This is a genomic window from Streptomyces tibetensis, from assembly GCF_007655005.1.
Lineage (GTDB): Bacteria > Actinomycetota > Actinomycetes > Streptomycetales > Streptomycetaceae > Streptomyces > Streptomyces tibetensis.
Genome location: NZ_SZVW01000007.1, coordinates 160,127 through 172,635 on the forward strand (window position 1 = coordinate 160,127; position 12,509 = coordinate 172,635).

The window sequence follows — 12,509 nt, forward strand, 5'->3', positions numbered from 1 at the left end:
ATGACCATCTCAGGGCAATGAATTCCCGGCCCGAGTGGTCTGCTGATCGCATCGGTCACAAAAAAAGTTAGAAATATCAGCCAGATCGTGCGACACACCGGCTCAATTGGCAGATGGCCTCACACAAACCCCTCTACGGTGTGAGACGTGAGCAGCAGCGGCCTCATCTACGCAGTCATTGTCGGGGCCTGGGCCGCCTACTTGGTGCCGATGTGGCTCCGTAGGCAGGACGAGCTGAACGAGGCCCGTCCGACGGAACGCTTCAGCACCGCCATCCGGCTGCTGTCCGGACGGGCGGGAATGGAGCGCCGGTACGCCAAGGACCTGCGGGCGCGCTCCACCGACGAGGGGGAGCAGGGCGCCGAGAACCCGGACGCCGTCACCGACTCGGTGGACGTCCGGGCCTTCGCCGTGTCCAAGACCCGTCCGCAGACCCAGGCACCCGTACCGTCGCCCGCCCCCGAGCAGCCGGCCCGCCCGGCGGCCCCCGAACCCCAGGCCCGGCAGTCGCCCGCACCCAACGCGGCGCGCTCCGGGCGCCCCCGGGAGCGGGTGCCCGCCGCCCGGCGCGGCCCCTCGGCGCAGGCGAACCAGGCGGCCGCGGCACGAGCCCGGCGCTCGAAGGTCCTCGCGCGCCGTCGGCGCACCACCACCATGCTGTTCCTCGCCTTCACTCTCGGCGCGATCGTCGCCGCGGTCGGGGGACTCGCGTTCCTGTGGGCCCCCGGCGTGCCCGCGGTCATGCTCAGCGTCTACATCGCCTATCTGCGCTCCCAGGAGCGCCGTCGCTTCACCTACCAGATGGACCGGCGGATGGCCGAGGCCGCGGCCCAGCGCCTGCGGGAGCGGCAGCGCCAGCCCCGCCGACGCGCCCTGGCCGACGAGGAGAGCGACGAAACGGAGGAGGGACCCGAGTCGGTGACCGACCCCGGCCTCTCGGCCCTCGCGGCGGACCGGCGCGCCCTCGTCGAGCAGACCGACCACGCGGAGTGGGTCGACCAGCAGCGCGAGCGCCGGCGGCGGCCCGGGCAGGGCGGCGACAGCTGGGAGCCGGTGCCGGTCCCCCTGCCGACCTATGTGACGGCTCCGGTCGCCCCGCGCGCCACCAGCGACGTGGACCTCGGGGCACCCGACACCTGGAGCTCGGCCCGGTCGAGCACGGTGACCCCGGACGCGGAGAACGACTCAGGCGCCGCCGACCACCCGGGCGAGCCGCACCCGTCCGACCCGGACGCCGGTGACGGCGACGGACACACCGACGCCCTCCCCCATGCACGCACGCGCTCGCGCGGGGGGACCCCCAGGGCGGCCTCCGCCCGACGGGCCCGGGAGCGCGGCCGCACCCCGCTGTTCGACCAGTACGAGGACGGGGAGCGGCCCCGGGCCGCGAATGAGTAGCGCCGCGAAGTCGCAGGTGACCGCCCCTGGGGAACGGATTTCCAAGCAGGCCGATCGGGGTGCTAAAGTTTCACTCGTTGCAAGGGCCTGTGGCGCAGTCCGGTAGCGCACCTCGTTCGCATCGAGGGGGCCAGGGGTTCAAATCCCCTCAGGTCCACGCAGCTCAGAGCCCCGGTCGGGAAACCGATCGGGGCTCTGACGTGTGTTCAGCGCCACACCATTGCCCAAGCTTGGCCGGGCCATGGATCTCCTTCGCGATCTCACCGCGGACACTGGGGCGTCCAGCCGATGCGCTCACCGCGGAGCTGCCGTGGCACACCTCGTTCCCGACGCCGTCGCCGCCGTCCTCGCAGGCGGGATGGACCTGTTCCTCGTCCGGGCGGCGTGGCTGCACTGGATCGGCTCCGACCGTGCGCCCGACATCCCGTACGGGTACTCGTGGAACCCGTCGGTCGTACGCGGGCACGAGCGCGGCATCGTCGCCCTCGCCGCCTGGGCGGTCTGCCTCACGGTCGGAGTCGCCGCCGCCACCGCTGCCGAGGGCGTCGCGGGGCTCGCACTGGTGCATGTCAGTGCGCTCTTCATCCTTGGCTCGCTCCCTTGGACGGCGCTGCATCTGACGATCGCCTGGTTCAACTGGCCGAAGGCGCTGGTGCCGCCGCACCGGCGGGGCGAGAGCGGCTCGGTGACCGAGTGGTGGCGGCAGCGCGGGCAGCGCGCGGCGCGTGACAAGGGCCGCGCCCGGGACGGTCGCTGAGCCCTCGTCAGCCGTGTGGTCAGAGTCGCTTCGCGAAGCAGCGGCTCGCGTCGTGGAAGCGGTAATAGCCGAACTTGGCGCACGGCTCGTAACCGCTGGACGTGTACAGGGCAATGGCCTCGGGCTGCTTGGTGCCGGTCTCCAGGACCATGCGGCGGCGGCCCGCGGCGCGGGCGTCCTCCTCCAGAGCGGCCAGGACGCGCCGGGCCAGACCCCGGCCGCGCATGGCGTCGACCACGTACATGCGCTTGAGCTCGGCGTCGCCGTCGAGGTTGCCCTCGCCGTTGCTGTCCTGGGAGCGCCAGCCGCCCGAGGCGACGGGGGTGCCGTGCTCGTCGTACGCGATCAGGTAGACGCCGTTCGGCGGGTCGAAGTCCGCGGCGGCCATGGGCGTGGCGTCGCCGTCGTCGCCGTAGCGGACGGCGTACTCGGCCTGGACCTGGTCGTTCAGCTTCATGGCGTCGGGGTGGTCGAAGGAGACCCGGCGTATGTGCATGGCCGCTACCGTATTCGATCTGGAACTGGACCTCGTCCAGCGTGCCGGTATCGTGCCGGGGTGCTCACTGTGACAACTGTGAATGTGAACGGGCTGCGTGCCGCCGCGAAGAAGGGCTTCGTGGAGTGGCTCGCCGACACCGAAGCCGATGTGCTGTGCCTGCAGGAGGTGCGCGCCGAGCCGGAGCAGCTGCCGGAGCACGTCCGCACGCCCGAGGGGTGGCATGTGGTGCACGCGCCGGCCGCCGCCAAGGGCCGGGCCGGGGTGTCCCTGTACAGCCGCCGCGAGCCCGACCGGGTCCGGATCGGCTTCGGCTCGGAGGAGTTCGACGGCAGCGGGCGGTACGTGGAGATCGACCTGCCGGGCGTCACCGTGGCGTCCCTCTACCTGCCCTCCGGTGAGGTCGGCACCGAGCGGCAGGACGAGAAGGAACGCTTCATGGGCGAGTTCCTCGTCCACCTGAAGGGGCTGCGGGAGCGTGCGGCCGCCGACGGGCGCGAGGTGCTCGTCTGCGGCGACTGGAACATCGCCCACCAGCGGGCCGACCTGAAGAACTGGCGCGGCAACCAGAAGAACTCCGGGTTCCTGCCCGAGGAGCGCGAGTGGCTCGGCCAGGTGCTCGACCCGGCCGACGGCGGGTACGTCGACGTCGTACGCGCCCTGCACCCGGACACCGAGGGGCCGTACTCGTGGTGGTCGTACCGGGGGCGGGCCTTCGACAATGACTCAGGATGGAGGATCGACTACCACGTGGCCACCCCGGGGCTGACCGAGCGCGCGGTCAAGGGGTTCGTGGAGCGGGCGGCCACGCACGCCGAGCGGTGGTCCGACCACGCGCCGGTGACCGTGGTCTACGACCGCTAGGGCTTTCGCATCCTCCGGTCCAGCGCCAGTGACAGCTCCGCCTCCACCACGCTGCGGGCCAGGGGGCGCAGGCGGGGGAGGTCCTGGGCGGAGGTGTGGCGCAGGACCAGGTCGGTAAAGAGGTCGGCGAGGGCGTCGGCGTGGGTGCGGACCTGCTGGGCGGCGCGGAGGACCTCCGCGAGGGGGATGCCCTCGTGGACCAGGGCCGATGAGACGTCCAGCAGGCGGCGGCTTATGTGGACGATCTCCTCGCCGTCGGTGCCGAGGTAGCCGAGTTCCATCGCGGCGGCGAGGTTCTCGGGTGTGGCCTCGCCCGCGTAGTGGTCGGCGAGTTCCTCGGGGGTGAGGTGGACGGGCTCCTCCTCGGTGGGGCCGCCGACGCCGAGCAGGTCGCCGACGTCCCGGCCGTGATCGAAGGCCTCCGCCAGTTCCGCGATGCCGTTGAGGGTGTGGCCGCGCTCCAGCAGTGCCGTGATCGTGCGCAGCCTGGCCAGGTGATGGTCGTCGTACCAGGCGATGCGGCCCTCGCGGCGGGGTGGCGGGATCAGTTTGCGTTCGCGGTAGAAGCGCAGGGTGCGCACCGTGATCCCGGCGAGCCGGGCCAGCTCTTCCATGCGGTATTCACGCTTCTCGGCCACCTGGGCACCTTAAGGCGTACTGCGGGTAACTTCCTCGCCTCGCCCCCTACCCATCAGTACGCCGCTGCCCTACGCTCCCATTGCGCCAGTGTTCACTGGCACGGTTCTCGTGGTGCGTGGAGGTGTCGGCATGGGCGAGCGCGAGCATGTGCGGGTCGCGGTGGTCGGGTCCGGGTTCGGCGGGCTGGGGGCCGCCGTGCGGCTGCGTCGCGAGGGTGTCACCGACTTCGTCGTCCTGGAGCGGGCGAGCAGTGTCGGCGGCACCTGGCGGGACAACAGCTACCCGGGATGCCGGTGTGACGTGCCCTCGCACCTCTACTCGTTCTCCTTCGCGCCCCATCCCGACTGGCCGCGCACCTTCTCGGGGCAGGAGCACATCCGCGCCTACCTGGAGCACGTGACGGACGTGTTCCGGCTGCGGCCGCACATCCGCTTCGACTCGGAGGTGAAGCGGATGAGCTGGAACGGCGAGCGGTTGTGCTGGGACATCGAGACCAGCAGCGGGAACCTGTCGGCGGATCTGGTCGTGTCGGCGACGGGGCCGCTGTCCGACCCGAAGGTGCCGGACATCCCCGGGCTGGAGTCCTTCCCGGGCAAGGTGTTCCACTCGGCCCGCTGGGACCACGACTACGACCTGCGTGGCAAGCGCGTCGCGATGGTGGGGACCGGCGCCTCGGCCGCCCAGATCGTGCCGTCGATCCAGCCCGACGTCTCGCGGCTCACGTTGTTCCAGCGCACAGCCCCTTGGGTGATGCCCCGCATGGACCGGGCGATCAGCGACGCCGAGCGGTGGGTGCACCGGCGGTTCCCCTTCACCTCGCAGGTGCGGCGCGGACTGCTGTGGGGCATCCGCGAGTTGCAGGTCCAGGCGTTCACCAAGCGTCCGAAGCAGCTCGGGCTCGTCGAGGACCTGGCCCGGCGCAACATGGCCCGGTCCATCAAGGATCCGGCCCTGCGGGCGAAGCTCACCCCCGACTACCGCATCGGCTGCAAGCGGATCCTGCTGTCCAGCGACTACTACCCGGCGCTCGCACAGCCGAATGTGGACGTGATCGCGAGCGGGCTGGCCGAGGTCCGCGGCTCGACCCTCGTCGCCGCCGACGGCAGTGAGGCCGAGGTGGACGCGATCGTCTTCGGTACCGGCTTCCACGTCACCGACATGCCCATCGCCGAGCGGGTCGTGGGCGCCGACGGGCGGACCCTCGCCGAGACCTGGAAGGGGGGCATGGAGGCCCTGCGCGGTGCCTCGGCGGCCGGTTTCCCCAACTGGATGACGGTCATCGGGCCCAACACGGGCCTCGGGAACAATTCGATGATCCTGATGATCGAGTCCCAGCTGAACTACCTCGCCGACTACCTCCGCCAGCTCGACGTCCTCGGCGGCCGGGTCGCCCTCGACGCCCGCCCGGACGCCGTGCGCACCTGGAACGACCGGGTGCAGGAGCGCATGAAGCGCACCGTGTGGAACACCGGCGGCTGCACCAGCTGGTACCTCGACGCGAGCGGCCGCAACACCACCATCTGGCCCGGCACCACCGGGGAGTTCCGGCGGGCGACGCGGCGGGTGGACCTCGCGGAGTACGAGGTCCTGCGGGCACCCGTGACCGGCAGGCCCGCCGCGCAGACGGCCGGGGTGGACGCGTGAGCCGCCTCCCGCACGTCGACTCCGGGCCCTACGCCCCGCCCGCCCCGGCGCGCGAGCTGACCGCCGTCTCCGCCGACGGGGCCCGGCTGCACGTCGAGATCCACGGGCCCGAGGGCGCCCCCGCCGTCGTCCTGGCCCACGGCTGGACCTGCTCCACCGCCTTCTGGGCGGCGCAGCTGCGTGACCTGGCCGCCGACCACCGGGTCATCGCCTACGACCAGCGCGGTCACGGCCGCAGCCCCGCGAGCCCCGCGAGCAGCTCCGACGCGCTCGCCGACGACCTGGAAGCGGTCCTCGAGGCGACCCTCGCGCCCGGCGAACAGGCCGTCATCGCGGGGCACTCCATGGGCGGGATGACCGTGATGGCGGCCTCCGGCAGAGCCGCCTTCCGGGCGCACGCGGCTGCCGTCCTGCTGTGCAGCACGGGCAGTTCGCAGCTGGTCGCGGCCTCCACGGTCGTCCCGATGCGGCCCGGGCGGATACGGACCTGGCTGACCCGGCGGATCCTCGGCTCCCGCGCCCCGCTCGGGCCGGTCACGCCGCTCGCCCGCCGCATCCTCAAGTACGGGACGATGGGCCCCGGTTCGGCCCCGCACATGATCGAGGCGTGTGCCCGGATCGTGCACGCCTGCCCCCGCGAGGTCCGCCACTCCTGGTCGCAGGTGCTGGACCTGCTCGACCTCGACCACGGCGTGCGTGAGCTGGACGTGCCCACGGCCGTGCTCGTCGGTACGGCGGACCGGCTGACGCCGCCGGTGCAGGCCCGGGCCCTGGCCGCCGCCCTCCCGCACTGCACCGGGCTCGTCGAACTGCCCGGCATCGGCCACATGACGCCCGTCGAGGCACCCGACCTGGTCAGCGACACCATCCGGGAACTCGTCCGGGCACACGTCGAGGTCCGGGCACACAACGAAGCCCACACACGCGTCGAGGGCCACGCACACGTCGAGGGCCACGCACACGTCGAGTCCCACGCATACGTCGAGTCCCACGCACACATCCGGGTCGCAACCGAGGAGAGCGCATGAGCAGGGTGAACCTCGAGGGCAAGGTCGCCGTGGTGACCGGAGCGGCGCGCGGCGTCGGGGAGTTGCTGGCCCGCAAGCTCTCCGCACGGGGCGTGAAGGTAGCGCTGGTCGGCCTGGAGCCGGACGCGCTCAAGGAGGTCTCCGGCCGGCTGCACAGCGACAGCGACCACTGGCACGCCGACGTCACCGACCACGAGGCGATGGCCCGCGTGGCGAGCGAGGTCGAGGAGCGCTTCGGCCGGGTCGACATCGTCGTCGCCAACGCCGGTGTCGCCACCGGAGGGCCGTTCGCGGACTCCGACCCGGAGTCCTGGCGGCGGGTGATCGAGGTGAACCTGATCGGTTCCGCGGTGACCGCCCGGGCCTTCCTGCCGCTGCTGACGCGGAGCCGGGGCTATCTGCTGCAGATCGCCTCCCTCGCGGCGATCACCCCGGCGCCGATGATGACCGCGTACTGCGCGTCCAAGTCGGGCGTGGAGGCGTACGCGCACAGCCTGCGGGCCGAGGTCGGGCACCGGGGAGTCAAGGTGGGTGTCGGCTATCTGTCGTGGACCGACACCGACATGGTGCGCGGGGCCGACAGGGACGACGTCATGCGGGAGTTGAGGCAGCGGCTGCCCTGGCCGTCCAACAAGACCTACCCGCTGGGGCCGGCCGTGGACCGGCTCGTGGAGGGGATCGAGCGCAGGTCGAGCCATGTGTACGGGCAGTGGTGGCTGCGCGGGATGCAGGGCGTGCGCGGCTACCTGCCCGCGGTCATCGGGACGGTGGGTCAGCGCGAGATGCGGCGGTTCGCGGACCGGCTGACGGGCATGCGCACGGGCCTCGTCGGGGCCGGTGGAGCGGCCGACGAACAGCAGCGGACTACGCTCCGTAAGTGATCGACATGCGCAGGGTCACGACCCGTGTGAATCTGATCGAGCCAGATCCCCTCACCCCCAACGGGAGTGAACCCACATGGGTATGAAGGACCAGTTCCAGGAGAAGTCCGAGCAGTGGCAGAACCAGGCTCGCCAGAAGGCGGACCAGGCTCGCGAGCAGATGCAGGGCCGCGGTCGCCGGCGCGACGAGGACATGGACCCCTCGCAGCCGCAGCGCGACCGTGAGCGCTCGGAGCCGCAGCGCGACCGTGAGCGTGAGCGTGACCAGGAGGACCGCTTCGACCAGGACTACGACGCCTGACGTTGCGTGCCGAAGGAAAGGGGTGTCCCCGAGCGGGGCGCCCCTTTTCCCCTTCTGCCCCCGTGTCGCCGTCGGTTGGACTGACGTCCGGTTCACGCCCGGGGCGGCAGCTTCGGACGGGAGCGGTCGGGTACGTCGCTGTAGGTCGGCGGTGTCGCCGGTGGGTTGGTGTCCAGCAGTCCGAGCGCCAGTTCCACCGCGTCGGCCAGCTGGGCGTGCCGTCCCTCGGCCCAGTCCAGCGGGGTGCGCAGGATGTCGATGTCGGGGGCGACGCCCTTGTTCTCGATCGACCAGCCGTACGCGTCGAACCAGGCCGCGTTCATCGGCACCGTGATCACCGTGCCGTCGCCCAGTTCGTGACGGCCGGTCATGCCGACCACACCGCCCCAGGTGCGCTGTCCCACGACCGGGCCGAGCTTCAGCAGCTTGAACGCCGCGGTGATCATGTCGCCGTCGGAGGAGGTCGCCTCGTCCGCCAGGGCGACCACCGGGCCCCGCGGCGCGTTCGAGGTGTACGAGACCGGCTGGGCGTCGCGGGTCAGGTCCCAGCCCAGGATCGTCCGGCTCAGCGTCTCGATGACGAGTTCGCTGATGTGGCCGCCCGCGTTGCCGCGCACGTCCACGATCAGCGCGGGGCGGGACACCTCCATGCGCAGGTCGCGGTTGAACTGGGCCCAGCCCGAACCGCCCATGTCGGGGATGTGCAGATAGCCGCAGCGCCCGCCGCTCAACTCGCGCACCACCGCCCGGCGTTTGGCCACCCAGTCCTGGTAGCGCAGCGGGCGCTCGTCGACCAGCGGGACGACGGCCACCCGCCGGGGTGCGCCTCCGGTCTGCGCCGAGCCCGCCGCCGGGACATCGGCAGAAACCGCCGCCGGGTCCGCCGCCGGGTGATCGGCCGAGCCCGCCGCAGAAACCGCCGCCAGGTCCGCCGCCGGGTCATCGGCCGAGCCCGCCGCCGAAACCGCCGTCGAGTCCCCGGCCGAGTCCGCCGCCGTGACGCCCGCCAGGTCCGCCGCCGTGACCCCCGCCAGGTCCGCCGCCGGGTCCCCGGCCGAGTCCGCCGCCGTGACCCCCGCCAGGTCCGCCGCCGGGTCCCCGGCCGAGTCCGCCGCCGTGACCCCCGCCAGGTCCGCCGCCGGGTCCCCGGCTGAGTCCGCCGCCGTGACCCCCGCCGAGTTCTCCGCCGGGTCGAAGGTCAGCTCCACCGTCGTACCGCCCGCGCCGGCCAGCAGCGGATACGGGCCCGTGTCCGGGTCCACCGGGCGGCCGTCCACGTGGGTGAGGACCGCGCCCTCCCGGATGCCCGTGCCGGCCAGTGGGGAGCGGGCCTTGGAGTCGGAGGAGTCGCCGAGCAGGATCCGCTTGACCGTCCAGCCGCGGTCCCTGCGTACGAAGTTGGCGCCCAGCAGGCCCTGCCGGCGCTGGTAGTGGGGCGGGCCCTCGTTGCGCCGGGCGGCGGTGACGTAGGCGTGGGACGTGCCCAGTTCGCCGAGGGCCTCGCGCAGCAGGTCGGCGAACTCGTCGGGGGACGCGACCCGTTCGACCAGCGGGCGGTACTGGTCCAGCACCCCGTCCCAGTCGATGCCGCACATGCCAGGGTCCCAGAAGTAGGCCCGGATCAGCCGGCCGGCCTCCTCGTAGGACTGCCGCCACTCCGCCGCCGGGTCGACCGTGTGCAGGATGCGGCGGGCGTCGATCCACACGGTGGAGTCGCTGTCGCCCTGCTCGCCGGCCGGGACCGCGCGCAGCTCGCCCTCGTCGACGATCACCAGCCGGCTGCCGTCGCCGCTGACCGTGAACCAGTCGAGGTGCTGGGCGAGTTCGGACCTCCTGGCCTTGGTGATGCCGAAGTGCTCCAGGGTCGGCCGGCCGCTGGTGTCGTCAGGGTTGGCGAACGTCTCGCCGAGGGCGCCGGAGATCGGCCAGCGCAGCCACACCAGCCCGCCGCCCGCGACCGGGCGCAGCGCCGAGTACTTGGAGGCGGCCACCGGGAACGGCGTGACGCGGCTCTCCAGCCCCTCGACCTCGACGGTCACGGCGGCCCCGTGGCCCCCGTCGTCGTCCTCGACCGGGTCCAGGCCGCCGGCGGCCGGGCGGCCCTCGGGGTTCACGGCGAACGGGGAGGGCGTCGCGGAGGACAGCGGCACCAGGTACGGGCGGCAGCCCAGCGGGAAGGACAGGTCGCCGGTGTGCACGTCGTAGACGGGGTCGAAGCCGCGCCAGGACAGGAAGGCCAGGTACCGGCCGTCGCTGGTGAAGACCGGGTTCTCGTCCTCGAAGCGGCCGCCCGTGACGTCGACGACGAGCCGGTCGGCGAGTCGGGCCATCTTGATCTGCCGCAGACTCCGCCCGATGCCCGGGTGCGACCAGGTGAGCCACGCTCCGTCGGGGGAGAACGCGAGGTCGCGCACGGGTCCGTTGACCGACCGGATCAGCTCGGTGACCTCGCCGCCGCTGTCCTCCGTGACGTCCACGAGGAGGAGCCGGCCGTCGTGCGAGGCGACCGCCAGCCGCTCGCCCTCCGGGTCCGAGACCACTTCGTGCACGCGGCCCAGGCGGCCCTGGGCCATCCGCCGGGGCGCCCGGTCGCCGCTGGCTCGGGGCAGGGAGGCGATCTCGATCGCGTCCTCGCCCTCGGCGTCCGTCACGTACGCCACCCGCCCGCTGCCGCCGAGCATCTCCGGCAGCCGTACCCGGACGCCGGGGGTGTCGGTGAGGGTGCGGGCCGGGCCGTCCCGGTGGGTCAGCCAGTACAGGCTGCCGCGCACGACGACGGCACTGGCCCGCCCGGTCTCGTCGACGGAGAGGCCGTCCAGATGCCGGGACGCCGCCACCTGGTAGGGCCGCCGCCCGGCCCGCGGCCCGCTCAGCCGTACGTCCAGCCGGCGCGGCTCGGAGTCCGGGGACAGGTCGTCGACCAGCCACAGGTCGCCCCCGCACTGGTACACCACCCGGGTGCCGTCGCTGGCGGCGTGCCGGGCGTAGAAGGCGTCGTGGTCGGTGTGCCGGCGCAGCCCGGAGCCGTCGTAGGCGCAGGAGTAGAGGTTGGCGACGCCCTCGTGGTCGGAGAGGAACGCGATGCGGCCGCCGACGAACATGGGGGAGTGCAGGTGGCCCCCGATGCCTTCGAGCAGCCGTTCGCCGTGCAGCCAGAGCCGGCCCGTCGCCCCGCCGCGGTAGCGCTTCCAGGAGGCTGGTTCGTGCGGTGGGGTGCCGGTGAGGAGGAGGGACTTGCGCTCCCCGTCCACGTCGGCGACCTGGATGTCGGAGACCGGCCCCCAGGGCAGTTTGCGGCCCGGGTCGCCGCCCGGCGTGACCTTGTAGGCCCAGGTGAAGTAGGAGAAGGGCTCGCCGTGCGAGGCCACGGCCAGGATCTCGCCGTCCGGGGTCCAGCCGCAGACCCGGGTGTCGGCGCTGCCCCAGTGGCTCACCTGGCGGCCCGGCCCGCCGTCCACCGGGACGACGTGGACCTCGGGCACCAGGCTGCGCCAGCTCGTGTACGCCAGGTGGCGGCCGTCGGGCGAGAAGCGCGGGTGACCCGCCTTGGTGCGGTCGACGGTGAGCCGCCAGGCCCGGCCGGGGGAGTCGAGCGGGGCGAGCCAGAGGTCGTCCTCGGCCACGAAGCACAGCAGGTCGTCATGGAGGTGCGGCAGACGCAGATAGGTCACGTCCTCATGCTTTGCCGGGGGGCGTACCCGGGCAACTCAGGGCAGAAGGTCGGTTGTGCCCATTACGTGTACGAAACCGTTTCGTTTCCATGAGAAGTGCGCTACATTCGTGACGTACGAAACCGTGTCGTTCGGAGCAGGAGGGCGAGGGATGGCCGAGGTCGCCGCCGCGCGTCGCAGCCGGATCACCCCCGAGCGTGAGGCCGAGCTCTACACGGCCGTGCTCGACCTGCTCCGCGAGGTCGGCTACGACGCCCTCACCATGGACGCCGTGGCCGCGCGCACCCGGTCCAGCAAGGCCACCCTCTACCGCCAGTGGGGCGGCAAGGCCCAGCTGGTCGTCAAGGCGCTCCGTCACAACAAGCCGGTGAAGAACCTCGACGAGGTCGACACCGGTTCCCTGCGCGGCGACTTCCACGCGCTCCTGGCGCGCGCCGACGACGCCGAGATGGAGCAGAACGGCGCACTGATGCGCGGCCTGGCCACGGCGATGCACGCCAACCCCGACCTCCACAGCGAGTTCCGGAGCCAGATCATCGAGCCGGAGATCGCGGATTCGCGCCGCGTGCTCCAGCGCGCCGTCGACCGGGGCGAGGTCCGCGCGGACTGCCCCGCGCTGGAGTTCGTGGTGCACATGATGCTGGGCGCCTTCGTCACCCGCGCGATCGTCGACGACCGGCCCCCGACGGCGGCCTTCCTGACCTCGTACATCGACGCCGTGGTCCTCCCGGCCCTCGGCGTACCCACCGAGTAGTCCACCCCGGCCTGCGGCGAGCCGCACGCTCCGAACCCACTCGCGTGCGCTCTACACGGACCACTACCGTGCTCCC

Annotated in this window: 11 protein-coding genes and 1 tRNA gene; 9 read left to right on the forward strand and 3 right to left on the reverse strand. The window is 72.5% G+C overall.

Annotated features, from left to right (window positions below; genetic code table 11):
- Nucleotides 1-147: 147 nt before the first annotated feature.
- From sepX to FDO69_RS14160, 3 genes are all read left to right on the forward strand, one after another.
- Nucleotides 148-1,398, forward strand: a complete 1,251-nt coding sequence (sepX, locus tag FDO69_RS14150) for a divisome protein SepX/GlpR (RefSeq protein WP_104780147.1) — start codon at nucleotides 148-150, stop codon at nucleotides 1,396-1,398.
- Nucleotides 1,399-1,481: 83 nt separating this feature from the next.
- Nucleotides 1,482-1,555: transfer RNA gene (locus FDO69_RS14155), tRNA-Ala, on the forward strand.
- Between the two features lie 153 nt (nucleotides 1,556-1,708).
- Nucleotides 1,709-2,155 (forward strand): hypothetical protein, encoded by a 447-nt coding sequence (locus tag FDO69_RS14160; RefSeq protein WP_104780148.1) that lies wholly within the window; start codon nucleotides 1,709-1,711, stop codon nucleotides 2,153-2,155.
- A 19-nt stretch (nucleotides 2,156-2,174) separates the two neighbouring features.
- On the opposite strand, the gene FDO69_RS14165 is transcribed toward FDO69_RS14160, so the two are convergent.
- On the reverse strand, nucleotides 2,175-2,651 hold the full coding sequence (locus FDO69_RS14165; RefSeq protein ID WP_104780149.1) for a GNAT family N-acetyltransferase: 477 nt from the start codon (nucleotides 2,649-2,651) through the stop codon (nucleotides 2,175-2,177).
- 60 nt (nucleotides 2,652-2,711) lie between these two features.
- On the opposite strand from FDO69_RS14165, the gene FDO69_RS14170 reads away from it, so the two are divergent.
- Complete coding sequence (locus tag FDO69_RS14170) at nucleotides 2,712-3,515, forward strand: exodeoxyribonuclease III (protein ID WP_104780150.1); 804 nt, start codon at nucleotides 2,712-2,714, stop codon at nucleotides 3,513-3,515.
- On the opposite strand, the gene FDO69_RS14175 is transcribed toward FDO69_RS14170, so the two are convergent.
- Nucleotides 3,512-4,153, reverse strand: coding sequence for a MerR family transcriptional regulator (locus FDO69_RS14175; RefSeq protein WP_104780151.1), 642 nt, complete (start codon nucleotides 4,151-4,153; stop codon nucleotides 3,512-3,514). The two genes, FDO69_RS14170 and FDO69_RS14175, sit on opposite strands and share 4 nt — an antisense overlap.
- Nucleotides 4,154-4,283: 130 nt before the next feature.
- Here FDO69_RS14175 and FDO69_RS14180 point away from each other — a divergent pair, with 130 nt between their 5' ends.
- The 4 genes from FDO69_RS14180 (at nucleotide 4,284) to FDO69_RS14195 (ending at nucleotide 8,008) form a co-directional block, all read left to right on the forward strand.
- Nucleotides 4,284-5,798 carry a flavin-containing monooxygenase gene (locus tag FDO69_RS14180; RefSeq protein ID WP_104780152.1) on the forward strand — a complete coding sequence of 505 codons (1,515 nt, stop codon included), beginning with the start codon at nucleotides 4,284-4,286 and terminating at the stop codon, nucleotides 5,796-5,798.
- Nucleotides 5,795-6,826, forward strand: a complete 1,032-nt coding sequence (locus FDO69_RS14185) for an alpha/beta fold hydrolase (RefSeq protein ID WP_234387932.1) — start codon at nucleotides 5,795-5,797, stop codon at nucleotides 6,824-6,826. The genes FDO69_RS14180 and FDO69_RS14185 overlap by 4 nt, the downstream gene beginning before the upstream one ends.
- Entirely contained in the window at nucleotides 6,823-7,707 is an 885-nt protein-coding gene (locus tag FDO69_RS14190) for an SDR family oxidoreductase (RefSeq protein ID WP_104780153.1), read from the forward strand. Before FDO69_RS14185 ends, FDO69_RS14190 begins: the two co-directional genes overlap by 4 nt.
- A 76-nt stretch (nucleotides 7,708-7,783) precedes the next feature.
- Nucleotides 7,784-8,008, forward strand: coding sequence for a hypothetical protein (locus FDO69_RS14195; protein ID WP_104780154.1), 225 nt, complete (start codon nucleotides 7,784-7,786; stop codon nucleotides 8,006-8,008).
- A 92-nt stretch (nucleotides 8,009-8,100) separates the two neighbouring features.
- On the opposite strand, the gene FDO69_RS14205 is transcribed toward FDO69_RS14195, so the two are convergent.
- Entirely contained in the window at nucleotides 8,101-11,679 is a 3,579-nt protein-coding gene (locus FDO69_RS14205; RefSeq protein WP_234387933.1) for a S41 family peptidase, read from the reverse strand.
- A gap of 151 nt (nucleotides 11,680-11,830) precedes the next feature.
- On the opposite strand from FDO69_RS14205, the gene FDO69_RS14210 reads away from it, so the two are divergent.
- Nucleotides 11,831-12,433: a TetR/AcrR family transcriptional regulator gene (locus tag FDO69_RS14210; protein WP_104780155.1), complete on the forward strand. Its 603-nt coding sequence runs from the start codon at nucleotides 11,831-11,833 to the stop codon at nucleotides 12,431-12,433.
- The last annotated feature ends 76 nt before the right edge of the window (nucleotides 12,434-12,509 follow it).